Consider the following 23,884-nt stretch of genomic DNA (forward strand, 5'->3'; position numbering starts at 1 on the left):
TTATTTTCCGTGGTTAAAACCATTAATTATTTTGAATAAATGCAATACAGATGGGAAAATAGCGTCAATCGATTCGCTTGCTCCATTTGTAGAGCCTGGTAAAGCAATTACTAAAGTAGTTCCAATGAATCCAACCACACTTCGAGATAACATTGCATAAGGTGTTCTTTCTTGTCCATACGAACGAATTGCTTCTTCAATACCAGGAATTCTTCTGTCTAATAATGGAATTAGTGCTTCAGGAGTTACATCTCTGTTCGATAAACCAGTTCCTCCAGTCAAAATAACTAAATCCGTTTTACCGTCTTTTAATGTGTTTACTGTTTTTTGAATATCTGTAATTTCATCAGGAATGATACTATAATTTGAAACTTTTAAACCCAATGTATTCAATTTAGAAGTGATTACTTTCCCTGCTTTGTCTTCTTTTTTCCCATTAGAAACACTATCGGAACAGACAATCACTGCAACATCTAAATTTAAACTTTTAGCATCATTAAAGTCAGATTTTCCACCTTTTTTATGCAGTAATTTAATCGTTGAAATTTCTACATTTTTATCGATAGGTTTCAGCATGTCGTACATTGTTAAAGCAACAATACTTGCTCCATGCATGGCTTCTACTTCAACTCCTGTTTTATAAATCGTTTTAACTGTAATTTCAATATGAATTTCCATTTCTTGAATATCATAAGCAATTGCTGTGTATTCAATAGGTAATGGATGACAATCTGGAATAGCGTTTGAAGTATTTTTCACCGCAAATAAGCCAGCAGTTCTTGCCACTTCTAAAACATCTCCTTTTGGAACGGTTTTATTTTTGATTGCTTCTATAGTTGCTGCACTTCCAACTTTCACAATTGCTTGAGCCGTTGCAGTTCTTTGCGTGATTATTTTATGCGTAATATCGACCATGATTAGTTATTTTTTTTCCAAGTATAGGTTTCGTCTTCAAATATTTCTTTACCAAAAATGGCTACTTTTTCTTTAATTTCTTCTACCAAATAGTTCAATGCTTCATATACTACTTTTCTTCTTGGAGCCGAAACAAATACAAACAGGCAAATTTCACCAGCTTTTACGAGACCTAAACTATGGTAAATATGTAAACATGTTAGATCGTACTTTTCAAAAGCAGCTTCACGAATTTCATAAAAATTTTGCTCTGCCATTTCTTCATAAGCTGAATAGTCAATTGCTGCAACTGTTTTTCCATCTATTTCATCAGCACGAACTTGACCTAAAAAAATATTATGTGCTCCAATAGAAGTTTTAGTTTGGTGCTTAGCAATTGAGTTACCAATAAATTCTGCTGAAATTGGTCCTTGAACAAATGATTTTTTTTTAGGTTTTGATGTTTCCATTTTTCTTTGTTTAAATAACTTCTAATTGTATGTTTTGAATGCCTTTTTGTAAATGTGCTATGTTTGTAAATCCGTTTTCTAAAAATAAGTCTAACGCTTTTTTACTGCGAATTCCACTCTGGCAAAAAAGAACAATAGGTTGATCTTTATTAAATTTCTTAATATGTTTTTCTATTTCTAAAAACGATATATTGATGACGCTTTCATATTTTAATTTTGGTGTTTCATGTGCTTCACGTAAATCGATAATCGTATAGTTTTCATTCGAACAAAGATCTAAAAAAGCCTCTTTACCAATTTCATGATTCTGCTTTTTTGAACTTTCTAATTCGATACCTTTTTTAGTTCCAATACGAATTTGTTCTTCGTTTCTACTAAATTCTAATTCGTTAAAAGACATGTTCAAAGCGTTATAAATAAGTAGTTTTCCTGAAAGAACTTTTCCAATTCCTAAGATAATTTTCAATATTTCCGTTGCTTGAAGCATTCCTAAAGTATTAGGTAAAACACCTAAAACTCCTGTAGTTATACAATTTGGAACTTCTTGAGCATTTTTCTCAGGAAACAAACATCGATAACTTGGTCCACTTTGGTAATTAAAAACACTTATTTGTCCTTCAAATTTATGTATAGAAGCATAAATCATTGGCTTACCCAAATGAATGCTTATATCGTTAATAAGATATCGCGTTACAATAGTATCGGTACAATCTACCAATATTTCATAATCTTTTGAAATAATTGCAATATTACTTTCGGAAATAAATTCTGGATAAACATTTACTTTTACATCTGAATTTATTTTTTGAATTGAATTAGCTGCTACATCCACTTTATTTTTCCCACAATCATTAGTTGTATAAAGCAATTGACGGTGTAAATTCGTTTCATCCACAACATCACCATCCACAATTCCAAGTGTTCCAACTCCAGAAGCTGCCAACATTTGTAAAACAGGACAACCTAAACCACCAGCACCAATGACCAACACTTTTGCGTTTAGTAATTTTTGCTGACCTAGACTTCCTATTTCTGGAAGAGCCATTTGTCGTGTATATCGTTTTGAATGTTCCATCATTGTTTTTTAACCACCTGCAAAAGGAGGTAATAATGCTATTATGTCGTTATTGTTTAAATTAATTGCTGTTGTTGTAATTGATTTATTCACCGCAATAGCAAAAGAAATATTCTGTAAACCTATATATCTTTTATTTAATTCTTTTATCAAATCGTTTGTTGTAAAATCTGATTTTTCAAGACTATACAACTCTTCGTTTGTGTTTGTGATATCAGCTATTAAGCCAAAATATTTTAGTGTTATCGTCATTTTATTAAATTTTGATAGTCCTCTTTGGTATTTATATTTTGTAATAAAGCACACCACTTATCAGGAACTTCAATTGTTTTATGTGGAATTGCTTCAACAACCATTCGTAATCTTAATTGCTCACTTTTTAAATGTTCTTCAAAAACAGTTACTGCTTTTCGATTATAAACCGCAATTAGCGGACTTGTTTTATCTGCGATTTTTACTTGTGTAATTAGTTTTTCGTTATCTATATTATTAATCAGCCAAGTAATAATTTCTGCTGAAATTAATGGAACATCAACACTCAAAATTATATTTTGTTCTGTTTGTGAATGCGATAAAGCTGTAAAGATTCCACCAACTGGTCCTTTATCAGGATAAATATCTTCGATTCGATTACAGTTTAAAAAATCATAATCTGAATTGGTTGAAACAATCGTTATATTTTGAATAGTGGCTTCTTGTAATGCTTTTACAATATGTGCAATAAATACAGTTTCGTTTAAAAGTAGCATACCTTTATCAGAACCCATTCTAGAACTTTTTCCACCTGCTATTATGTATGCTGATATAGTCGCCATTAAATAGTGTAGAGTTTAATAATTGCTATTCCTAAAACGAAAGCCAAGACATTTCGTAATACAATATTGTTGAATTTTTTACTTCCGTAATATGCTCCCAATAATCCACCGATGAAAACAATTCCAATTAATAGAGTTGATGAACTTGGTATTTCGCCTCCTTTTGATAGAAACCCAAAGATTCCAGAAATTGAATTTACAAATATGAATAAAGCAGAAACTGCTGCAGTTTGTTTCATATTTGCCCAGCCTAATAAAAGTAAAACCGGGCTCAATACAATTCCTCCGCCAATACCAATTAAGCCAGATAAGAATCCGATTATTGCTCCAATTAGTAATGCGTATTTTATGTTTATTTCTTTTAATTCAGCCTTTTCTTTCCCGAAGAAACCTAATAATCGAAATACAGCAAATAATAATAATGTTCCTAATATGATTTTATAAATTTTAGAATCCACTGTTAAAAATCCGCCTAAAAAAGAGAACGGTATAGATGTAATAGCAAACGGATAAAATAAGTTCCATTTAAAGTTTTTCTCTCTGTAATAAAAGTAAAATGAAATTCCTGAAACTAAAATATTCAAAATTAAAGCCGTTGGTTTCATGAATGCAATTGGTAAAGCAAACAAACTCATTAAAGCCAAATAACCACTTGCTCCACCGTGTCCAACACTTGCATATAAAAAGGCTACTATTGGTAATAGTAAAAGTAATAATGGTGAATTTATGATTTCTGAGACTAACATAAAGAATGCTTTTTTAATTGTTCATCTAGAAACTGCCAGCAATCTTTATTTATCGTTTCGAAAATAATAATTAAAGATTTTCCATAAGGTGTTAATGAAGTTCCACCTCCTTTTACTCCACCGATCTTGGTTTCAATAATAGGTTTATTTGTGGTTTTACTTACTTCATCAATTAAACGCCAAGCTTTTTGGTACGAAATTTTTAAAGCCTTAGACGCTTTATTAAGAGAACCTGTTTCATCAATCATTTTAAGTAATTGCACGCGACCTTCACTTAAAAGAATTCCGTTATTAGATTCTATCCAAATTTTACTCTTGATTCGCAAAATAAACTTCTTTCGTTATACTTTTACAAAGATAACGAAATGAGAACATCATAAAATATGATAAATATCAACTTTTGAACCTTTTTCTAATTCGTAATTTCCTTCTGGAAGATGAATTAGACAATTTGAAAGCGCAAAAGTATTTAACATAGAGGATTGCTGGTGCGATAATACTGAGACATCATTATCTGAAAAAATAGCTTTTAAAAATTGACTTCGCGTATTATTTACTGCTAAATTATGCGTCAATTCTTTTTGAACAAGATTGTTTTTAGGATTTGTCTTTCCTGTAATACTGTGTAAAATAGGTTCTACATATATATAATAACAAGTTAAACTTGCAGCCGGATTTCCTGGTAAAGCAAAAATCAACTTATTCTCTATTCTACCTGCTAATAAAGGTTTTCCTGGCTTTTGATTAACTTTATAAAATAATGTTTCCACCTTTAACTCTTCCAAAGCGCTTTTAACAAAATCATAATCACCAACAGAAATTCCACCAGAAATTAATACTATATCATTTTCTTTAAGTGTCTTTTCAATACTCTTTTTTGTATTTGAGAAATCATCATTTACTTCGTAAGTGTTAATTTCATCAAAATTAGCATTCAATAAAGCAGCTTGTAACATTATTGAATTACTCTCAAAAACTTTACCGTGTTCTAACACATTTCCTGGTTTAATTAATTCATTTCCTGTTACTAGAATTCCAATACTTGGTTTTTTAAATACGGTAACTGTTGTAATTCCTAATCCAGCTAAAAAACCAATTGCTGCTGCATTTAAAATTGTACCTTTTGTAAGCGCTATTTCATTTTCTTTAATCTGTTCACCAATAGGTCGAATATTAGTATGTAAAGCAACACGTTCGTTTAAAAGAACTGTTTCCTTTGTACAAGTAGTTTTTTCAATCTGAATAACTGCATTTGCAGAATCTGGAACTGCAGCACCAGTAAATATTTTAATAGCTTCACCTGGTTTTAAAACCATTTTATGTGCATCTCCAGCTTTAATTTCTCCTATTAAACGATACGATAGAGAATCGTGTAAATTTAAAGCATATCCATCCATCGCAGATTGTCTAAATGGTGGCATATTTATGGAAGAATACACATCATTTGCTAAACAATAATTTAAGGCTTTTAGCAAAGGAAGTTCAACTTCTTTAGAGTTAGGAATAGCATTATTTAATATTGTTCTAGCTTGATGTACAGAAATCATAATGGTGGTTTTGAATTTCAAATTTAAGATAAAATGAGGACAAAATTGAAAAAGTTATAAATCGAAAAAAGACTATGCCTTATGAATGACATAGTCTTTTATCTCTAACAACCAATTAACTATTTTGAAGAATTAAATATTCTTGGATTAATATTAATCATAACAAAAACCCAATTATTATCTAATCCTTTATTTCCAGCTTTTAAAACTTCTAAAGTCTCTGAACCAAACATTTGTGAGTATCCTGCTGAAATTCCGATATTTTTATGTAATTCATAAGAAGCAACTAAATCAATCTCTGTCCCTAAATAACTATCCATTGTTCTTGTAATATAGGATGGATCAATTACATCTGCTGCGGTCATAAACATATGAGGTGTTACACTAAATTTCCATTTATCTGAAACGTAATTAAATTTCAAGAAAAAATCTTGTAAACCAACCGTATTTTTATGATTTCCAACATAGAAGTAATCCATTAAACCATTGAAAGCGTGGTTTGTTCCAAAAATAGGATTGAATGATTTAATTTTATCATCAGTATCCGTTTGATCTTTACCCGATAATAATTCGTAACCAAGACCTGCTTTTACCTTTTCTGTGAAGGCATAATTTACATTTAACCCAATATTATAAGCACTTACAGAAGTATTATTTGTAGCTAATCTGCTTTTACCTGTTTGTGCATAAATACCTAAATCGGCATCTAATTTATTTTTTTTGTATTTTAAAAACGTTCCAAAAGTTTGCATATAATCTACTTTCAAATCGGTAGTGATAGGCTCTTCATATTGAAACCCAGTATTTAATGCTAACAAACTCATTTGCAAATCACTAAAAACTGTATGATACCAAGCATATTGCATATTTTTATAATTAGTAACATATAAATCACGATATAAACCTTCTGTATCTGCATTTAAAGCAGCTCCTAAGTCTAATTGATTTTTATCTTTTTTATAAGACACAACTAGCGCATCATGACTTTGTCCTTGTTGGATCCAATCAATTTCTCCGAAAATTCTTTGATTATCGTAGGATATAACTTGTCTACCTAAACGAGCATTCCAAGAATCATTGAAGCTATATTGTCCCCAAGCTTCAAATAGCATTACACCATTTTTGTCATTAGTTGCCGTTGTTTTAACATCTCCCCAAGTTCTAACGTTTTGTAATGTAAGTTTTGCAGATATTTTTTCTTGTTTAAAATTAAAATTTAATCGAGTTCTTTGCGAAATAAATGAAGTTGGTAATTCATTATCTAGCATTAACCCTTTAAAACCATTTCTATATTCGTAACGTGGTCTCATTTGTAAATTTACATCAATTTCTTGCGCAAATGATGTTACACCCATTAAGACAAATATAGATAATGAAACCTTTTTTATATAACTTGTTTTCATATGTGATTATTTATTATTTTAATTTATAAGACAAAATTAAAGTTAAGAATTATGCTATTTGATGACATTTATCAGGCATTAGGATATTTTATTTTATTTTATAAAATGCTGATTTATATTATTTTAAAAAAAGAGTTTTTTACTTTTAAATATTAAAATAAAACTTGTTTAAATAGTTCCTAAGCTTGATATAAATTCATTTAAACTATCAACCTCTACATGTTCCATTAACACAATTTTATACCATTTGTTATCGTTATTATGCGATTCGGGAACCAAACCAAATTTAGATGCTATATCTGTTGAAATAAATTCAGATTTTATAGTAACAATATTCATAAAAGATTCTCTAAAATAGGTTATGTTCAAATGGTCTAGTTGCTTGCACAGCCAATCGGTTCTCAATTCCAGAATCTTTACTTTTTCAAACCAACCATTTTTACCATAGGTTTTTAAAATCATCCAAACAGCAACAGCGTTTGCTCCAGAACGGCTACCACTTAATGTTAAATCCATGCCTTCAACGTATGCCGCTTCTTTGGTTAACACATTTTCAATCAAATTTTTTCTACATATAAATATTCCTGTTCCATAAGGAGCTTGAAGCATTTTATGTGCATCAATGGTTATCGAGGAAACATGTTGATTAGTAAAATCTAAATGATTTTTAGGAGTCAAAAATGGATATACAAAACCACCATAAGCAGCATCAATATGAAGTTTGAAAAGTTGGTTGTATTTTGCTAAGAGATTGGTATATATATCGGGATTGTCTACTGAACCAAACATGGTTGTACCCATGTTTGCGACTATTATAAAATATTTTTTACCTTTTGAAATCGCTTCTTGTAATAGTGTTTCTAATTTAATTTCATCAATAGTTCTATCCTCAAAGTTAACTTCAACTCTTAACCAGTCAATCATTAGCAAGTTAGCACCTTTTGCAATTGAATAATGAGTGTCCTCTGAAGCTAAAATACTGATTTCTGATAATTTTGCTTGATAGGTATTCATGAAATGATTTCTATAAATCCATAAAGCTTCGATATTTGCTTCTGTTCCACCAGTTGCAATATAACCATCATAATCATCAGTTGTGGCATTAAAAATATCAACTGCAAGAATTTCGAGAACTTCTCGTTCAATTTCTTGTGTTCCTTTAAAAGCTTTTTCGGAAATACCGATAGTATGACAGCCAATATTGTTTGGATTCGCTACATAGGTCATTAAAACGGGAGCGTCTTTTAAAAAAGAAGCATCATCATAAAATACTTTTCCATCTAATTTTGAAGCTGGGTAACCTAAGGAGACATCTTTTGAAAAGTTAATATTTTCATTTAAAGCTTTAGTAATACGTTCTAATCTATCGTTTTGTGTGGATTTATGCCAGTTGCTCATATTAATAAGATATTGAGTTAATTTCTGCTTTATAAAGATTTAACTGTTGATTAATTGTGTCTTGATTATTTTTCAAAAAAGAAGTGTTTTTAAATAAATTTTGATAATATTCTATACCTTGATTAATGTTATTTCTGTATAAATTCCATTTCTTTATTTGACTTGCTGTTACATCATTAGTTAAAGTATTAACTTCATTTCTCAAATAATCTACATACATTTTTAATTCTTTGATGAACAAATTAGGTCTATCTGATTGAAGCACTATATTCGCGTTACCGTAAATATGTTGCACCATCTCTTTTAGTGAAACTTCTTTGTTAAAATAGGCCAAATTTGGTCCTGGACAGATAACTACTCCTTGTTGTTGCCCTTTTATATCCATACCATTTTCCAAATAGGAAGCATTGGCTAAGCCAACACAAAGACAGGCTTTATCGGTAATCAACGATTTTTGATTTATAAACTCATTCAATGATAATTTCTTTTTGTTTTCTTCTAGTTCTTTTAACTTAATGTCTTGGTATTTTTTGGAAGCAGTACAAAGTCCAACGTCATCATATTGTTTGTTTAGGGCTAAAAACTTCTTCGGACAAGAGCTTCCTGCTTTATTATCGCTAATTCTTTTTTCTTTCCAAAAATCATTAGAAACGCCTTTAATAGAATTAAATGGAACACCAAGCGGAGAAATATTACTCAAATAAAAATCATCTTCTTTTGCATTTGCTAACAATTTTCGAGTTTCTGTGTCTACTGAAGTAGCTTCTGGAACTAAAAGAAAAGGAGAACCCCAACCCACCGATTCTAAATTGTAATTTTCTAATAAAAACTCGTGTTCTTCAGCCGTTCCAACTCCGCCTTGAGCAGTAATTTTTAAAGGCAAAGGTTCTTTTGGAATTGGCATTTGTTTTATTTCTAATGCTTTTACAAATAAATCGTGAGTAGCATTAATTAATTCGGTTTTTTTTGTTTTAAACTCTTCTAAAATTGGTCCTAATAATAAGCCATCCGTAGCAAATGCATGTCCGCCACAATTTAAACCAGATTCAATTCGATATTCAGAAACCCAAAGTCCTTTTTTAGCTAAAAAACTACCTTGGATTAAAGCCGAACGATAATCACTTACTTTTAAAATTATTTTTTTCTTAAGAAATGCATTTTCATTTGGAAAGAAATCTGGGAAATTTTCAAAATAACTATATAATCTAGGATTCATTCCAGCTGAAAGTACAACTGAAGATCTTAAATTACTGTTAGCAAAACCACGTAGAGCAGCATGTGCATCATTAAATTCTGTTGGTAATTTTTCTTTTCCTTCATAATTATCTTTATCAACTTTTGTCATGATATTGACATCTATTTCACCTAATGAACTATTTTTTTCTAAAAACTTCCTTAAGGCATCTTTAAAACAGATACCTTCATCTATAAATTTTTGCAACGTTTTTTTTACGTCTGATTTATTAGGAAGTAAAGCAATGTAGTTTTCTAAAGCTGATTTACTTTCTGTTAATTCGGTTTTAAATTTTTCAAATTTATCATTTACAATAGTATCCATTAAATTTAGATAATGGGTAATTCTTTCAGCACGATAATCATGAAATTTTTGCGTAATTTCTTGATAAGGAAGGCTGAATTTTTTGCTATAAAAGGCACGCATTTTTTCTATTAAATCATCGTCAGTTATAGAGACAACAGAAGAGATACCGAAATGTGCAATTCTAATTGGACTGTCTATTGTATACGCCAAGCCCATTACTGGAATATGGAAAGTATGATTGTTTTGTATTTTCATATAATTGTTCAGTTTTGAAGCTACGAAAGTTGTAAAAATCATTGGAGTAAAGAATGATAATTATCATACTTACTGCACAAAAGAGAATAACTTATATTATTTTCTAGATTTCTATTCAAATTTAAAGGTAGGATGTACTAAAACGTCTGTTTTAATAGAGTTTGAAATCAAACAAGCTTTTTCAGATTTTTGCAATATGCGTTCTGCTTTTTCAGTATCGTTTGGATCGCTAATTGTAAGTACTGGTTTAATAATAACTTGTGTCATTAAATATTTGCCTTCTACTTTCTCTAAAATTCCGTCTGAACTACATTCAAAATCTATAAAGTCAAATTTTGAAAATTCGGCAATAGCCAAAAAAGTAGTCATAAAACAACTTAAAATGGACGCTGTGTATAAATGCTCTGGTGACCAAATATTTGGAATTCCTTTGTCAAATTCTGGTGGAGTTGCGACTTCTATTATAGTTGGTAATTCGTTTGATGATAAAGTTCCTTTTCTATCTGAATTCCATTTTAAATTTACATTATAGCTATGCTTTTCCATTTTATATGTGTTAATTTTTGAATAACACAAATGAACGAATTAGTATTTTTTTTGATTATGATTTAAATCACAAAATATTAAATTATTAATGTTATAATTCCAATCAAAACGAATAAAAACAGACTTAAACTTACTTTCCAAGCTGAGTTTGCCTTTTTTAATTCCATAAACTGAAAAGTTACAACTAAAAACTTGATACTTGAAATTAGTAAAATTGCAATTGTTATAATTTTAGAGGTATTATTATTGGATAAAAAAGCAGTAAGTACTGTAAGAATGATAAGTACTATATATACTTTTGTTAATTGTTTTTTCATATGTAAATATTTATTGTTTTTTATTGGTCATATGCAATTTACAAGTCTTATTTTGTGTTTATGACCAAAAACGTACATGCTTATTTCATTACTAAAAGATTAAATAAAGGATAGGAAAAAGCAATAACCAAATGATATCGCACATATGCCAAAATGTAGCTGAAGCTTCCACATCTTCAAGTTTTGCATTGTTTTTACGAATACTTTTCCCTGTTATAAAAAGAATTATAAGTCCTATTAAAACATGAATAATATGAAAACCTGTTAGCAACCAATAAAAAAAGAAAAAAGTATTTGTTTCTAAAGTAATTCCGTTTTCAATTTTTGTATAGTATTCAAAGCTTTTAAGTAATAAAAACAATACGCCTCCTAACATAGCAAGTTTAAAAAACAAATTCGTTTTCTTAGTATTCCCATCTTTATAAAAACTTACAGCATTTGCAATAAACAGACCGCTAGTAAGTAAAAATAAGGTGTTAATTGCTCCAATAGTTGTGTTAAGTTGTAATTTTGATTGATGAAAAACTTCTGGTTCTTGTGTACCATAATGTACAAATGCAATAAGTGCCATTCCAAAAGTAATTAGCTCTAAAAAGATGATTATCCACATTAAAATTCCTCCAGGGGGATAATAAATATTTTTATAATCAATTGCTGTTTTATTCATTATTTAATGTTTAATTTTTTCGTAAAGCTTTACTAATGATTTTAATAAATCTTCTGGATGTGTTAATATTTGATAATGATTTTGTCCAAACATTAAAGGCAAATAATATTTTGCTTGTGCTTCTATAGCTAAAGCATACGTGTTTATTTGCTTTTGTTTTAATTCTTTTAGCGTTTGTTTTACATCGTGAATACCATACTTTCCTTCGTATTTATCATAATCGTTTGGTTTACCATCTGAAAGAAAAATAATCCATTTATTTTTAGAATCTCTTTTCTCTAACAAAGCACCAGAGTGACGAAGCGCAGCTCCAATTCTTGTATAACCTTGCGGTTCTGCAGCACCAATTTTATTTTTGGCTTTTTGCCAATCTTCATCAAAATCTTTTAAGGTTAAATAAGAAGCATAATTCCTTGTTTTAGAGTAAAAGCAATTGATAGAAAAATCAATATCAAATTCATTTAATATTTCTCCAAACAGAATAGAAACCTGTTTTTCTACATCAATAATTTTATTTCCAGCAGCATAAGAGTCACTTGAAAGACTAATATCTAAAAGCAATAAAATAGAAATGTCTTTTTCTTTTTTTCGGTTAGATAAATAGATGTTTTCAGAAGGTGTTCTTTTTGATAACACATCGATAATCATATCAGTAGTTGCATCAATATCAAATACATCACCTTGTGATTGCCTATGATGTTGTTGCATTTTATTATTAACATTGGTCAACATTTTACGCAAGCCATTTAAAACAGAAGCCTTCTCTGTGATTGTTTTTTTATAATAGTTAACATCCGTTTTTACTTGTGAAATTGGATATACTTTACAAAAGGAGTCTTTATATGCTTTTGAAGAATAATCCCATTCATTGTATTTTATGTGATAGCCTTTCTCATCTCTTTCTGCACTTTCAGAAATGGTTGTATTTTCAATGAAATCAGCTTGATAAACAGAATGTGTAGTATCATTTACACGAACTGTAAATTTCATATTTAGTTCTTCTAAAGCTTCTTGGTGTTTTTCTAATTCATCTGAACCATCAAAATCTCTCCAATTACCATTAAATTCTTCAGCTGTTTCTACTTTTTCGAAACTATGTAGCAATACGTAATCTTCTTGTTGTTTTTTATCAATTGTAAGACTTTTTATTTCTTCAACCGGATTTGCTTTTAAAACGGTTGGTTCTTTTTCACCCGTTGCCTTTTTTGTTAGATCAGAAAAATTATTTAATGTTTTATCTACTTCAACTTCTGCACTATTTCGCATCCATTTTCCATACAACCAACTATAATCAATTTCTTCTTTTGCAGCATAAAAAGTATAAAAATCATTGTGAAGAGAATTTGTAATTGGGAATTCTTCAAATAAACTTTTTAAAACAATTTCAGAACATTCTAAAGCTTTAAGTTGCGAATTATCAAGCGTTTCATCTTTGTTTTCCTTCCAATTAAATCCTAACTTTCTTTGTTCCGTTAAGTACAAAAGTCTAAAAAAGTAAAAAGAAAGGTTTGCTTCGTAAGTAGAAAAATCTCCGAATGAAATAGGAAAAAAAAAGTTATTATTTTTATAACCGCCTTCGCGTTCTGCGGGAAATATTTCAATTACATCCGCAGTAATGGCTCTTGCTAAAATGGTTAAACGTGATTTTATATCTTCTAAATGAACCATACGATTAACTAAATCAGCATCAACCTTTTTATTCTTTTTAAAGAATTGCAAAACCTTGCTATATACTATTTCGTCAAGTTCCATTAAATCATCAAGTTACACAAATCGGTTAAGGCTTCTGCTATTTCCAAATCGTCCGTTAAAGGTTCTACGATAGCTACTTTTACAGCTAGTCTTTTAGGTAAATTGGTATGTATTAATTTTGCTGCGTCTACTAATAAACGTGTAGAAACGGTTTCTGCTAAACCTAATTCGGTAAGATTTCTAATTTTATTACCAATTTTAACTAGTTTTTTAGCAATATCTGGGTCAATATTTGTTTCCTGAATAAGGATTTCAATTTCCTGAGAAGCTTCTGGATAAGCAAAAGACAAAGCAGTAAATCGCTGTTTTGTAGAAGGTTTTAGTTCTTTAAATCCTCTTTGGTATCCTGGATTAAAAGAAGCAACCAACATAAAATCTTCGTGCGCTTTTATGGTTTCTCCTAGTTTATCAATATAAATTTCTCTTCTATGATCGGTTAAGGAGTGAATGGCAACAATAACATCTGGGCGTGCTTCTGCAATTTCATCTAAATATAAAATAGAACCTTCTTTTACTGCTTTTGTTAATGGTCCGTCTATCCAAATAGTTTCAGCACCTTTAATGATAAATCGTCCTATTAAATCTGTTGAAGATGTTTCTTCGTGGCAACTTATTGTAATTAACTTTTTATCTAATTTATGTGCCATGTATTCTACAAATCGCGACTTTCCTGTTCCTGTAGGACCTTTTAATAAAAACGGAATCTTGTTTTGGTATACATTTTCAAAAACCTCAACTTCTTTGTCTATTGGATGATAAAATGGAATATTTACGCTCATTTTGTTCTTTTTTGGATAAAATGGATTTAGTTACTTTTTAACGGTTTCTAATATTTTATCTATCGTTTCTTTATTATTTACACCTAAACCTTCTTGTTGATGAATCAATTCTCCTTCTCTATTAAACACACTTATAATATTGGAATGTGAAAAATCTATAGGAGTAATTTTTTTATATTTTACAGCTAAAACGTTAGCAAATTCTTGAACTGTAGCTGGTGTTCCTTGTAAGAATGTCCAGTGTTTATCATCCATAAAATTATCTTTTGCAAACACTTTTAATCTTTTTGGTGTATCGGTTATTGGATCGATACTGACTAAAATGAAGTTTAAATCTTTTAATTGTTCTTTAGGAATTTTAGATTCAATATCACGCATATCAGCTACTAATCTCGGGCAAGCAGCTTTACAACTAGTATAAATCATAACCATTACCGAAACTTTTCCTCTGAAATCTTTTATTTCAACAGTTTTGTCGTCTTGGGTTTTCCATTTACTAGATAAATTAAAGATTGACTCTTCAGAAATTGGTGTTTCTTTAACTTCCTTTTCTTCTTGTTTACAACCTAATAGAAGTAAACTTGTAATTACGAGTACTATTCTATATTTTTTCATTTTTCAATATCTTTTACACATCTAAAACCTAAATTTTGTATCGAATAATTTGCCTTAATACTTCCTCTAAAAGCATATCTCATAAAAGCAGCATAGTTCATTAAATCAGTAGCGTTTAAAGAACCACTTCCACAGAATAGATTATTGTTTTCTGCTGAATCACTTCTAGATTCACCTGTAATTAAAATAGAGTTGAAATCGGAAGTCCATTCCCAAACCAAACCATGCAAATCATAAATTCCATAATAATTTTTGAAAGTATGACCAACTTCATTTTGGTAGGTTTTTGGTTTTTCGTACCAATCTAAAATATTTTGGTTATAGGATTCAATTTCTCTTGCATCTGCCTTTGTTTCGTTTGCCATTGCTACATATTCCCATTCATCTACTGTTGCTAATCGTTTACCTTGGCAATCGCAATAGGCATTTGCTGCATACCAAGATACGTTTGTAACAGGACTGTTTGGTTTTGAATTTGTACTTAACAAAGTATCATTTTTCCATTTTACAAGATAATTTCCATCTGCAAATATTTTTTTAACTTTTGATTTTTGCCATTTTTCATTTTTCTTTACAAAATCAAGAAATTCTTCATTTGTAACAGGATATATATCCATAAATAAATCATTTACAATTACTTGCTCTTGATTTTTCCCATATAAAGGAACATAACTTCCACCTTTTACTAAAACCATTTCAGTTGTAACTTTAAAAGAGCTATATTGTTCTTGTTCTATAATTACATTTGAAATAGGATTAATTTCAGTAGTTGTTTGTTCTTTACTTTTTTGACAAGAAACGATAAGTGTGAAGATTAATATGAATACTATTCTATACATTAATTTATGTTTTTTCATTATTAAAAAATAACCATGATAGTCACAATCAAGTACTATCATGGTTAATAATAGTACTAACTATTTATTCTCTTGTCTTATTTTAGCTACCATTTCTTTAGTAACTTCTTTTTTACTGTTATCCCAAGTACTATACACATACGTTAAAACGTTTGCAATTTCCTCATCTGTTAATGTTTGTGCCGTCATAACACTATTGTATTTTTTACCATTAACTGTCATTTCTCCCGTTTTACCTCTAAGTACTATTTCAATTGCTCGATTTACATCTGCATTTAAATAATCTGATTTAGCAAGAGGTGGAAAAGCATTTGGTAAACCTTCTCCGTTTGGTTGATGACATGCAAAACAAGTTGTTGAGTAAATTGATTTCCCTTCTGCAATTCTTTCAGGTAAAGTGACAGCTATTGTAGGAGAAGCAGATTTATTTCCTGGCATTGTTTGAATTGTTCCTCCTTCTGGTAAATACACATTATCTGATTGTGTTCCAGAATAAATGGTTTTATTTTCATCTCCAGTTACTTTTAAAATTCCTAAACTACCTTTGTTAAATGTTCTAAAAATAGAATGATCTACAATTACTAATGATCCAGGCACATCTACTTTAAAGTCTACAATTACTGCTCCTCCTGCAGGAACTAAAGTAGTTTGCACATTTTTATTAATCATGGATCCTCCTTCTATATGTACATTGTCGAAAATTTCACCAATAACATGGAATGAAGACACTAAGTTTGGACCTCCATTACCTACATACAAACGTACAGTTTCTCCAACTTTTGCTGTTATTTCATTATCTCCTGTTAGTGATCCTGTTTTTCCGTTGAAAACTACATAATCGGGTTCTTCTTTAATTGCTTTTGCCATATCGAAAGGTTGTAATCCTTTTTCTCCATAAGCACCTTTTGTATAGAAATCTCCTTGCATAACGTAGTACTCTTTGTCTACTTTTGGAAGTCCACCTGCTGGTTCAACCAAAATTAAACCATACATACCATTAGCAATATGCATTCCTACTGGAGCAGTAGCACAATGGTACACAAATAGACCTTCATTTAAAACTTTAAAAGAAAAAGTAACTTCGTGCCCTGGAGCAACAAATGAAGATGCTGCACCACCACCTGGTCCTGTTACTGCATGTAAATCAATATTATGAGGTAATTTATTGTCTGGGTGATTTTTTAAATGAAATTCAACTTCATCACCAACTCTAGTCCTAATAAAACTTCCTGGAACAGTACCTCCAAATGTCCAATACATATACTTAACACCATCGGCCATTTCGCCTTCTTGTTCTAATATTTCTAAATTGACAATTAATTTTTTAGCTGGTCTATCCCCTACAGGTTTTGGAACAAATGGCGGAGAAGTTAATTCTGCAATAATTGGTGCTCCTTCTGTTTTTATATTTGAAGGATCAATGACTACTTCGTTCTTCTCATTTGATTTACAACTTGCTAATAAGGTGATTACTGTAATAGCAAGTATTAATTTCATGCTTTTCATATATAAATTTTAATTAGTTTCTAAAGCTTCGTCTGTTGGTAAGCCGTATTTTATAAATTCGTAGATATACATTCCTATACCTACAGTAAACATTGTTGCACAGATTAATAAAACTACAAAGTGAATTGCAATTTCATTTTGAACATCCATGAAATCCATTTTTAATTTTCTTTCCATATACACTTGTGCAACTCCAGCTACACCAAAAGCTACAGTCATTCCAAGTATACCAATATTGGAAATCCAAAATGCCATTTGTCCTGTTGTATTGTTATAGCGTTTACGACCAGTTAAGTTTGGTAATGCATAACTAATAATAGCTAAAACTATCATTGCATAAGCTCCCCAGAAAGCATAATGACCATGCATTGCTGTTACTAAAGTACCATGTGTGTATAAATTAGTTTGTGGTAAAGTATGTGCAAAACCTAATAAACCTGCACCTATAAAAGATACAATTGCTGCACCTATTGTCCAAAATAATGCTAATTTATTTGGATGACTTTTTTCTCCTTTACGATACATATTTACTGCAAATAATGCCATGGCTAAGAAAGCTAAAGGTTCTAATGCAGAAAATATACCGCCAACAATTAACCAAATTTTGTTTACACCAATGTAGTAATAATGGTGACCAGTACCTAATACTCCAGATAAGAAAGTTAATCCGACAATTACATATAACCATTTTTCAATAACCTCTCTATCTACACCAGTAAGTTTAATTAATAAGTAAGATAAAATACCTCCCATAATTAACTCCCATACACCTTCAACCCATAAATGAACAACCCACCATCTAAAGAATGAATCCATTACTTGACTATCGAACCAAATCATTCCTGGAATGTAAAGTAAAGCTGCAAATACTAATCCCATTGTTAGTACTAAAGCAGTAGTTGTTTTTCGTTTTCCTTTAAATAGAGTTCCTAAAATTAATCCTAAGAAAACTAATACGTTAACAACTACTAAGAAATCTAGTTCTCTTGGAATTTCTAAAAATTTCCTTCCTTCCCAATGATTAAAATGAAATCCTGCTATTGCAATTACACCTACAACTGCAAGAGAAATCAATTGAATATACGCCCATTTTATACTTATTAATTCGCGTTGCGCTTCTTCTGGAATTATATAATATGCTGCACCCATAAATCCAGTTAAAAGCCATACTACAAGCAAATTTGTATGAACAGCTCTTGCTGTATTGAATGGAATTATATCGTGTAAGCCTTGTAATCCTATTCGATCAAAGCCCATTATAAAGCCATAAATAATTTGCAACGAAAACAAGAGCATGCATAATGCAAAAAACCAATAGGCTACTTTTTGTGATTTATATTTCATATTCTTATTTTATTTTATGTTGATCTTTCATTTTATCTTTTGCTAATGGAGAAACAATTCTGTCGAATCCATTTAAATCAATATTGCCTATCCATTTAAAATAAGCTACCATTGCATCTGCATCTTCAGCGCTCATTTTGTATGCAACCATTTTTCTACCTTTTGGAGCCCAAGGTATTGGAGACATTAGGACTGCTTTTATGTAACCTTCTCCCCTCCGTTCAATTACTTTAGTTAATTCAGGAGCATAATAGCCACCTTCTCCCATTATACTATGACAACCCATACAGTTATTGGATTCCCATATTTCTTTCCCCTTAACAACATTTTTATCAATGTCTTTGTAGTTGGTTTGGTCATTTCTAGGCATAAAAGAATAAATAGTCAATCCAATAAATATTAGAAAAGTAACTACTGTTCCGCCTAAAAAAAACGCTCTTGCTTGAGATTTTGAAAGCATAGATTTATAGTTTTAGTTAGTATTTTATATAAAGGACTTATCTGTCTTTTATATAATCAAATTTCCCTATTTTATTCATTAAAAAATATGATTAGAATCATAGTAACAGAAAAAACAGGTACAAAAGTTGTTTTTATGAAATTTATTTTTATGGTCGTGAAGCTAAAATGAAAAAAAGCATAGACTACGACAATCTATGCTTTTCAACTAAAAAAGAAGAATTGTATGAATTAATAATTAACTTTTTTATTTAGGTAATAGAACATCTCCAATTACATGGATTAAACCGTTTGAAGTTTCAATTGTTGCTACAACTTCTGAACCATTTACGAATGTTTTCTCCCCTTGTTTTGTGATTTTTACTTTTCCTCCATAGACCATATCATACTCTTGACCGTCTTGCATGTATTCTGTTTTTAAATTCCCTACATAAGTATGATAACCTAAAATGTTTTCCAAATCACTTTTTTTCTCTGGTTTTAAAAGTCCTTCAACTGTTCCTGCAGGCAATTTTTCAAATGCTGCATTAGTTGGTGCAAAAACTGTAAATGGACCAGCATTACTTAATGAAGTTACCAAATCCGCAGCTTTTACGGCTGCAACCAATGTTGTATGATCCTTACTTCCTGAAGCAACTTGAACAATATTTGGATTAGAAACATCATCTTGCACTCCTTCTTGACCAATACTTAGATCGACTGCATTTTCTGAAGATGGAGCTTCTTGTGGAGTTTCAATATTTTCTTTACAACTAGAAGAAAGAAATATAAATGCTAGTGCTAAAAAGGAAAATGTTTTTTTCATAATAGTAGAGCTTTAAATTTTACTGTACAAAGTACCAACATAAAGACTACATATTTTATGAGTCAAATCATAAGAAAATAAGAATTTTATTTTTCTTTACGATTAAAACTAACTATTGCCAAAATACCTATAAACAATATAAATGCAATGCATAATAATACTTCATTTACATAAGGAAGTATTATATAGTTAAACGAGGTTATACCTTGAATTGCTAAAACAAATTCGTTCAAAAAAATTCCAATTATAAAAATTGCTAATCCATTTCTTGTGAAACGATTTAATACTAATAATTTGTTTGTATATATATAGACTAATAAGAATGATGAGATAATTGCTAATAAAACTAGGTGTAAATAGGCAATAACTATTGGTCTAAATCCGAATGCTAACTTTCCTATTAATGGAACAGTTGAGCCCAATTGAAGAAACAGTTTAATAAACACACATAATAAGATGCTTACATATATATATTTAAAAAGAGAAGAATGTGAAAACTTCGAATTAAATGAATTAACAATTATTTTATAAAATTTTATAAATGCTACAATTTGTAATATTGCAGCAAATATTGCAATTAAATAAACCCAAAATGGAAGTTTTATCCAAAGAATAGACAGTAGGAAAGCTGGAATACAACTAATGAAAAACCAATTAAATGTTGTTCTATTTGCTTTTTCGAGTTGAAGATCTGGAACCAATTGACTCACAAAAAGACCTATACATGCAAACCAAAACCATCCATTATATTGAAAGTGTAAATAAAAATATATGGAAGACAAATAATAATCTTGTTGAATATTTTTAGTTGCCATCATGAATGCCAATGCAAAAGTTCCAAAAGAAGAAATAATATTAAAAAATAACGAAGCCTTAAACCAATCTTTACTTAATGTTGACTTCTTTATTAATTTTAAATCTTTTAAAAATAAATAGGCAAACCAAAAAGAAACGAAAAGAGATAGTGTAGAAAATGCAATTGAAATAAAGTTATATCCATTAAAGATAAAACTAAAAAGCATAATATAAGAACATACCAAATTGGCTATCAAAACTTTATTATATTTATTACTATCAAAATCGACACTGATTTTTGATAGAAAATGTACCATCAATACAAACAATGTTTGAGTAACCCAACCTGAAAAAGCAAAATGAGAATGAGAATGTTGTATGTTTTTTTGATGTATAAAAGGCAATTCAAAAACTATTTTATATCGCATTAAGAGTCCTAAAATTGCAACTAACAATAAATTTAATAATGAAAATTTAATCCAATTTGAAATTCGAAAATTCATATCAATAAAATAATTTATGATTAGTTATCTCTACTTTTTTATCTTTCTTCATCTTTGTTAATGTTCGGATTACTGTTTCTACTCTTAAGCCTGTAAAATCTGCAATCTCTTGTCGAGTAAAAGGAATTTGCACTTTAACAGTTGGAGTTGTACAGCTTTTTTTATAATTGTCTAAAAATGCATTTATTCTAAATTCAGGCTTTTGATTAATAATCTGTCTACTCGTAACCGCTTTTCTGTAGGCTTTAAATGCTAAAAGCTCTAATATTTTCTGATTAATTGCTGGATATTCATGAATAATCGTTAGAAATTTGTCTTTTGAAATTTTAATAACAACACAATCTTCGATAGCAATTGCTGTGCAAGGATATACTTCATTTATTAAAAGTGGTGGTTCACCAAAACTATTTCCTTTATAGAAAAGACCTTGAGTAAACTCTTTACCATCTTCATTTGTATTAAACATCTTTACCGTACCTTGAATAATTTGGTAATAAAATAATGCTAAATCTTCCTCATAAAAGATAACTTCATCTTTTTGATATTTTTTGGAAACTGCTCCCCATGTAAATAGTAAATCTAAATCTATTTGCATTACTAAACATTTTTTTGTCAATACAAATATTATTTTCCTTCTTAAAATAAAAAATGATATTTATCATATCTAATGTCTCAAATAAGAAAAATATGTTAAATAGAAGCAATAAAAGGAGTAAATAACAATTCTACTAGTATCAATACCTCCTTTCTCACGAGCCAAATGACCATCTTGGGTTTTGTAAAAAATAATATCCTCGATAGTACCTTTCAATTTAATTATGCTTTTTTGTCTAGTTATAACATCGAAAAATTTAATAAATAAATCCCTTAATCATAATCCATATTGCAAAATTTCCGATTGATTATAAAGCAAAATTAAGGTAAAATTAGAAGCAAAAATTAAGCACCTACTCAGATGTCACCCAATAAAATAAATGTCATTATAAGCCCTAAGAATAATTAATAAACGAACTTATAACCATTAAAAACCAATTGAAAAGTATAGGTTATTAGTATTTATAGAGTTCTGTAAGTATATTGGTTTAAAAGTAAAACATGTAGAACCGTATATTATATAAAAAAGCTAGTTTAAAAATTAAACAATTTACTTTCAATTCTCTAATATAATTCGTCAATTTATCCCATATAATTTAAGTCAATTTGAATACTATAATGAGGTAATAAAATTGGTTACCCTAAAAAACATTGTAAAGTCTTATAAAATATGGATCAATTAGAGTAGACTGTTTCTCTCCAACTCTACTATTAAAAACACTGTGATCCCTTAATATTAAAGAGCTAACGATTTTAAAGTTTTATACAAAACTGTGCGAATTTCTCAACTTGTTTAAGTACCTCAAAATTATAGTGATATGAAAATTTATTTTACTGAACCAAGTTTTATAATACAACTATAAAAGTAAACAAATCTATAATACTTATAAAATATATCAAGATATTGAAAGTAAATATTTATTATGTGACATCTTTTTACTAGATTCACTTATTATTATTTTACTTTGCTTCTGATTTTAAAAAAAAGAAAATATAATAAAAAAACTGAGCAAAATAATTTTGCTCAGTTTTAACTTTTTTAATCAACTAAAAATTTAAATAAAATTTTTATTGATTTAATGCTTCAGCCTTGTCTTTCATTTCTAAAACTTCATAAGACATTTTTAATACTTTTTTTGTATTTTGATCTTCAGGACTAAGTTCTAAAGCTTTTTCAAAATAAGGCAACGATTTCTTAAATAGTTCCTTACGTTTATTCATCAATTCATCAAACTTTTGTTTATTTTCAAGATTTTTATTAATCTCATCAACTATTTCTTTATCTTTAACAACAATATCATAACCTAGACTGAAATACATTTGAAATTCTCCATTTATCAATTGCTCATCATTTACATTTAAAGATTTTGCTATTTCAAATGCTTCTTTTGCTTTATCAATATTCTTATTTTGTAAAGCAACCAAAGCTATCATTTTATAAACCTCTCCTTTTTTCTCTTCTAATTTTTCATCTCTTGGTTTTTCGTAAGTCCCTAAAGAGACCATATTATCACGAGCTTCTTTGTTAGGAAATAAATCTTCAGTATTATCCATTTTATTAATCGCATAATAACTAACACTCTTTAAATAATCACTATTCTTCAATTCATCATAAAATCTATCTGCTAATAAATAATCTCCAGCTTGTATAGACAATTGTGCTGAATTTTCAAGTGCTAACCCTTCATTTTTGGTATCAAATATGTATAAATTATGAAACATTAATGAGGCTTCTCTAAACTTATTTTCTTTATATAACTTTGTAGCTGTATTATTCAACAATTCTCTAAAATCAGCTTTTTTATTTTTTAAATCGTCTGAATATATATATTTTCCATTATTTTGTTCTAATTCAATTATTCTGTCTATAGTTTTTCCATATTCTTCTAAAAAGTCTGGATTAAAAAGTTTTATTTGATCTTCCATAGTAGCATTCACTCCTTTTGAAGCTAAATCTATAGTTGGATAAATAACTTTAAAAAAATGCGCATACTTTTTATCCGATTCAGAAGAAGCAATTGATATTAGTTTATCAGAAGATTCTTTATATTTTTTTAAATCTTCATTTGAAATATTTTCTTTAAAATAAATTTTCTTAAGTGTTTTTAACTCATCTTTTTGAGCAAAAGTAGTCATTGATACAAACAACACTACTGTTAAAAATAATGATTTCATTTCGTTTGATAGTTTTTAATTTTAAAG

Annotated in this window: 25 protein-coding genes; all 25 read right to left on the reverse strand. The window is 29.2% G+C overall.

The annotated features are described in order from the left end of the window. Window positions 1-915 (reverse strand): bifunctional molybdenum cofactor biosynthesis protein MoaC/MoaB, encoded by a 915-nt coding sequence (moaCB, locus tag LXD69_RS15855; RefSeq protein WP_246916095.1) that lies wholly within the window; start codon window positions 913-915, stop codon window positions 1-3. 2 nt (window positions 916-917) lie between these two features. Beyond that, window positions 918-1,364, reverse strand: a complete 447-nt coding sequence (locus tag LXD69_RS15860; RefSeq protein WP_246916096.1) for a molybdenum cofactor biosynthesis protein MoaE — start codon at window positions 1,362-1,364, stop codon at window positions 918-920. Between the two features lie 10 nt (window positions 1,365-1,374). Next, a complete protein-coding gene (locus tag LXD69_RS15865; protein WP_246916097.1) occupies window positions 1,375-2,442 on the reverse strand; it encodes a HesA/MoeB/ThiF family protein in 1,068 nt (355 codons plus the stop codon). A gap of 6 nt (window positions 2,443-2,448) precedes the next feature. Then, window positions 2,449-2,691: a MoaD/ThiS family protein gene (locus tag LXD69_RS15870; protein WP_045971624.1), complete on the reverse strand. Its 243-nt coding sequence runs from the start codon at window positions 2,689-2,691 to the stop codon at window positions 2,449-2,451. Then, a complete protein-coding gene (locus LXD69_RS15875) occupies window positions 2,688-3,254 on the reverse strand; it encodes a molybdenum cofactor guanylyltransferase (RefSeq protein WP_045971625.1) in 567 nt (188 codons plus the stop codon). The genes LXD69_RS15870 and LXD69_RS15875 overlap by 4 nt, the downstream gene beginning before the upstream one ends. Next, window positions 3,254-4,000 carry a sulfite exporter TauE/SafE family protein gene (locus LXD69_RS15880; protein WP_246916098.1) on the reverse strand — a complete coding sequence of 249 codons (747 nt, stop codon included), beginning with the start codon at window positions 3,998-4,000 and terminating at the stop codon, window positions 3,254-3,256. Before LXD69_RS15880 ends, LXD69_RS15875 begins: the two co-directional genes overlap by 1 nt. Beyond that, window positions 3,994-4,326 carry a winged helix-turn-helix domain-containing protein gene (locus LXD69_RS15885; protein WP_246916099.1) on the reverse strand — a complete coding sequence of 111 codons (333 nt, stop codon included), beginning with the start codon at window positions 4,324-4,326 and terminating at the stop codon, window positions 3,994-3,996. The genes LXD69_RS15880 and LXD69_RS15885 overlap by 7 nt, the downstream gene beginning before the upstream one ends. 48 nt (window positions 4,327-4,374) lie before the next feature. Further along, window positions 4,375-5,547, reverse strand: coding sequence for a molybdopterin molybdotransferase MoeA (locus tag LXD69_RS15890; RefSeq protein WP_246916100.1), 1,173 nt, complete (start codon window positions 5,545-5,547; stop codon window positions 4,375-4,377). A gap of 119 nt (window positions 5,548-5,666) precedes the next feature. Continuing rightward, window positions 5,667-6,950: an alginate export family protein gene (locus LXD69_RS15895; protein WP_246916101.1), complete on the reverse strand. Its 1,284-nt coding sequence runs from the start codon at window positions 6,948-6,950 to the stop codon at window positions 5,667-5,669. A gap of 168 nt (window positions 6,951-7,118) precedes the next feature. Further along, window positions 7,119-8,348 carry a pyridoxal phosphate-dependent decarboxylase family protein gene (locus LXD69_RS15900; protein WP_246916102.1) on the reverse strand — a complete coding sequence of 410 codons (1,230 nt, stop codon included), beginning with the start codon at window positions 8,346-8,348 and terminating at the stop codon, window positions 7,119-7,121. A 1-nt stretch (window position 8,349) separates the two neighbouring features. Further along, on the reverse strand, window positions 8,350-10,143 hold the full coding sequence (locus LXD69_RS15905) for a hypothetical protein (protein WP_246916103.1): 1,794 nt from the start codon (window positions 10,141-10,143) through the stop codon (window positions 8,350-8,352). 111 nt (window positions 10,144-10,254) lie between these two features. Continuing rightward, window positions 10,255-10,689 carry an OsmC family protein gene (locus LXD69_RS15910; RefSeq protein WP_246916104.1) on the reverse strand — a complete coding sequence of 145 codons (435 nt, stop codon included), beginning with the start codon at window positions 10,687-10,689 and terminating at the stop codon, window positions 10,255-10,257. Between the two features lie 77 nt (window positions 10,690-10,766). After that, entirely contained in the window at window positions 10,767-11,006 is a 240-nt protein-coding gene (locus tag LXD69_RS15915) for a cytochrome C oxidase subunit IV family protein (RefSeq protein ID WP_045971631.1), read from the reverse strand. 91 nt (window positions 11,007-11,097) lie between these two features. After that, the gene (locus LXD69_RS15920; RefSeq protein ID WP_246916105.1) at window positions 11,098-11,673 is read right to left on the reverse strand and encodes a cytochrome c oxidase subunit 3; all 576 of its coding nucleotides are present in this window, start codon (window positions 11,671-11,673) and stop codon (window positions 11,098-11,100) included. Window positions 11,674-11,676: 3 nt separating this feature from the next. Next, window positions 11,677-13,425 carry a nitric oxide reductase activation protein NorD gene (locus tag LXD69_RS15925; RefSeq protein ID WP_246916106.1) on the reverse strand — a complete coding sequence of 583 codons (1,749 nt, stop codon included), beginning with the start codon at window positions 13,423-13,425 and terminating at the stop codon, window positions 11,677-11,679. Beyond that, entirely contained in the window at window positions 13,425-14,204 is a 780-nt protein-coding gene (locus LXD69_RS15930; protein WP_246916107.1) for a CbbQ/NirQ/NorQ/GpvN family protein, read from the reverse strand. Before LXD69_RS15930 ends, LXD69_RS15925 begins: the two co-directional genes overlap by 1 nt. Window positions 14,205-14,234: 30 nt before the next feature. Next, window positions 14,235-14,819: an SCO family protein gene (locus tag LXD69_RS15935; protein WP_246916108.1), complete on the reverse strand. Its 585-nt coding sequence runs from the start codon at window positions 14,817-14,819 to the stop codon at window positions 14,235-14,237. Then, window positions 14,816-15,676 (reverse strand): formylglycine-generating enzyme family protein, encoded by an 861-nt coding sequence (locus LXD69_RS15940; RefSeq protein WP_246916109.1) that lies wholly within the window; start codon window positions 15,674-15,676, stop codon window positions 14,816-14,818. Before LXD69_RS15940 ends, LXD69_RS15935 begins: the two co-directional genes overlap by 4 nt. A 60-nt stretch (window positions 15,677-15,736) precedes the next feature. After that, the gene (nirK, locus tag LXD69_RS15945; RefSeq protein WP_246916110.1) at window positions 15,737-17,182 is read right to left on the reverse strand and encodes a copper-containing nitrite reductase; all 1,446 of its coding nucleotides are present in this window, start codon (window positions 17,180-17,182) and stop codon (window positions 15,737-15,739) included. Between the two features lie 9 nt (window positions 17,183-17,191). Further along, window positions 17,192-18,526 (reverse strand): cbb3-type cytochrome c oxidase subunit I, encoded by a 1,335-nt coding sequence (locus LXD69_RS15950; RefSeq protein ID WP_246916111.1) that lies wholly within the window; start codon window positions 18,524-18,526, stop codon window positions 17,192-17,194. 4 nt (window positions 18,527-18,530) lie between these two features. Then, window positions 18,531-18,986, reverse strand: a complete 456-nt coding sequence (locus LXD69_RS15955) for a c-type cytochrome (RefSeq protein WP_045971645.1) — start codon at window positions 18,984-18,986, stop codon at window positions 18,531-18,533. Between the two features lie 246 nt (window positions 18,987-19,232). Continuing rightward, window positions 19,233-19,790, reverse strand: coding sequence for a fasciclin domain-containing protein (locus LXD69_RS15960; protein ID WP_045971647.1), 558 nt, complete (start codon window positions 19,788-19,790; stop codon window positions 19,233-19,235). 86 nt (window positions 19,791-19,876) lie between these two features. Next, a complete protein-coding gene (locus tag LXD69_RS15965) occupies window positions 19,877-21,088 on the reverse strand; it encodes a hypothetical protein (RefSeq protein ID WP_246916112.1) in 1,212 nt (403 codons plus the stop codon). Window position 21,089: 1 nt separating this feature from the next. Next, window positions 21,090-21,683 carry a Crp/Fnr family transcriptional regulator gene (locus LXD69_RS15970; RefSeq protein WP_045971651.1) on the reverse strand — a complete coding sequence of 198 codons (594 nt, stop codon included), beginning with the start codon at window positions 21,681-21,683 and terminating at the stop codon, window positions 21,090-21,092. A gap of 1,067 nt (window positions 21,684-22,750) precedes the next feature. Next, on the reverse strand, window positions 22,751-23,857 hold the full coding sequence (locus tag LXD69_RS15975; protein WP_246916113.1) for a hypothetical protein: 1,107 nt from the start codon (window positions 23,855-23,857) through the stop codon (window positions 22,751-22,753). Window positions 23,858-23,884 lie beyond the last annotated feature (27 nt).

This window comes from Flavobacterium sediminilitoris (assembly GCF_023008245.1).
Classification (GTDB): domain Bacteria; phylum Bacteroidota; class Bacteroidia; order Flavobacteriales; family Flavobacteriaceae; genus Flavobacterium; species Flavobacterium sediminilitoris.

What these genes read in the sequence shown, in the direction of transcription:
- moaCB (WP_246916095.1), bottom strand. Translation starts at nt 915, where the DNA reads ATGGTCGATATTACGCATAAAATAATCACGCAAAGAACTGCAACGGCT.
- LXD69_RS15860 (WP_246916096.1), bottom strand. Translation starts at nt 1,364, where the DNA reads ATGGAAACATCAAAACCTAAAAAAAAATCATTTGTTCAAGGACCAATT.
- LXD69_RS15865 (WP_246916097.1), bottom strand. Translation starts at nt 2,442, where the DNA reads ATGATGGAACATTCAAAACGATATACACGACAAATGGCTCTTCCAGAA.
- LXD69_RS15870 (WP_045971624.1), bottom strand. Translation starts at nt 2,691, where the DNA reads ATGACGATAACACTAAAATATTTTGGCTTAATAGCTGATATCACAAAC.
- LXD69_RS15875 (WP_045971625.1), bottom strand. Translation starts at nt 3,254, where the DNA reads ATGGCGACTATATCAGCATACATAATAGCAGGTGGAAAAAGTTCTAGA.
- LXD69_RS15880 (WP_246916098.1), bottom strand. Translation starts at nt 4,000, where the DNA reads ATGTTAGTCTCAGAAATCATAAATTCACCATTATTACTTTTACTATTA.
- LXD69_RS15890 (WP_246916100.1), bottom strand. Translation starts at nt 5,547, where the DNA reads ATGATTTCTGTACATCAAGCTAGAACAATATTAAATAATGCTATTCCT.
- LXD69_RS15895 (WP_246916101.1), bottom strand. Translation starts at nt 6,950, where the DNA reads ATGAAAACAAGTTATATAAAAAAGGTTTCATTATCTATATTTGTCTTA.
- LXD69_RS15900 (WP_246916102.1), bottom strand. Translation starts at nt 8,348, where the DNA reads ATGAGCAACTGGCATAAATCCACACAAAACGATAGATTAGAACGTATT.
- LXD69_RS15905 (WP_246916103.1), bottom strand. Translation starts at nt 10,143, where the DNA reads ATGAAAATACAAAACAATCATACTTTCCATATTCCAGTAATGGGCTTG.
- LXD69_RS15910 (WP_246916104.1), bottom strand. Translation starts at nt 10,689, where the DNA reads ATGGAAAAGCATAGCTATAATGTAAATTTAAAATGGAATTCAGATAGA.
- LXD69_RS15915 (WP_045971631.1), bottom strand. Translation starts at nt 11,006, where the DNA reads ATGAAAAAACAATTAACAAAAGTATATATAGTACTTATCATTCTTACA.
- LXD69_RS15920 (WP_246916105.1), bottom strand. Translation starts at nt 11,673, where the DNA reads ATGAATAAAACAGCAATTGATTATAAAAATATTTATTATCCCCCTGGA.
- LXD69_RS15925 (WP_246916106.1), bottom strand. Translation starts at nt 13,425, where the DNA reads ATGGAACTTGACGAAATAGTATATAGCAAGGTTTTGCAATTCTTTAAA.
- LXD69_RS15930 (WP_246916107.1), bottom strand. Translation starts at nt 14,204, where the DNA reads ATGAGCGTAAATATTCCATTTTATCATCCAATAGACAAAGAAGTTGAG.
- LXD69_RS15935 (WP_246916108.1), bottom strand. Translation starts at nt 14,819, where the DNA reads ATGAAAAAATATAGAATAGTACTCGTAATTACAAGTTTACTTCTATTA.
- LXD69_RS15940 (WP_246916109.1), bottom strand. Translation starts at nt 15,676, where the DNA reads ATGAAAAAACATAAATTAATGTATAGAATAGTATTCATATTAATCTTC.
- nirK (WP_246916110.1), bottom strand. Translation starts at nt 17,182, where the DNA reads ATGAAAAGCATGAAATTAATACTTGCTATTACAGTAATCACCTTATTA.
- LXD69_RS15950 (WP_246916111.1), bottom strand. Translation starts at nt 18,526, where the DNA reads ATGAAATATAAATCACAAAAAGTAGCCTATTGGTTTTTTGCATTATGC.
- LXD69_RS15955 (WP_045971645.1), bottom strand. Translation starts at nt 18,986, where the DNA reads ATGCTTTCAAAATCTCAAGCAAGAGCGTTTTTTTTAGGCGGAACAGTA.
- LXD69_RS15960 (WP_045971647.1), bottom strand. Translation starts at nt 19,790, where the DNA reads ATGAAAAAAACATTTTCCTTTTTAGCACTAGCATTTATATTTCTTTCT.
- LXD69_RS15965 (WP_246916112.1), bottom strand. Translation starts at nt 21,088, where the DNA reads ATGAATTTTCGAATTTCAAATTGGATTAAATTTTCATTATTAAATTTA.
- LXD69_RS15970 (WP_045971651.1), bottom strand. Translation starts at nt 21,683, where the DNA reads ATGCAAATAGATTTAGATTTACTATTTACATGGGGAGCAGTTTCCAAA.
- LXD69_RS15975 (WP_246916113.1), bottom strand. Translation starts at nt 23,857, where the DNA reads ATGAAATCATTATTTTTAACAGTAGTGTTGTTTGTATCAATGACTACT.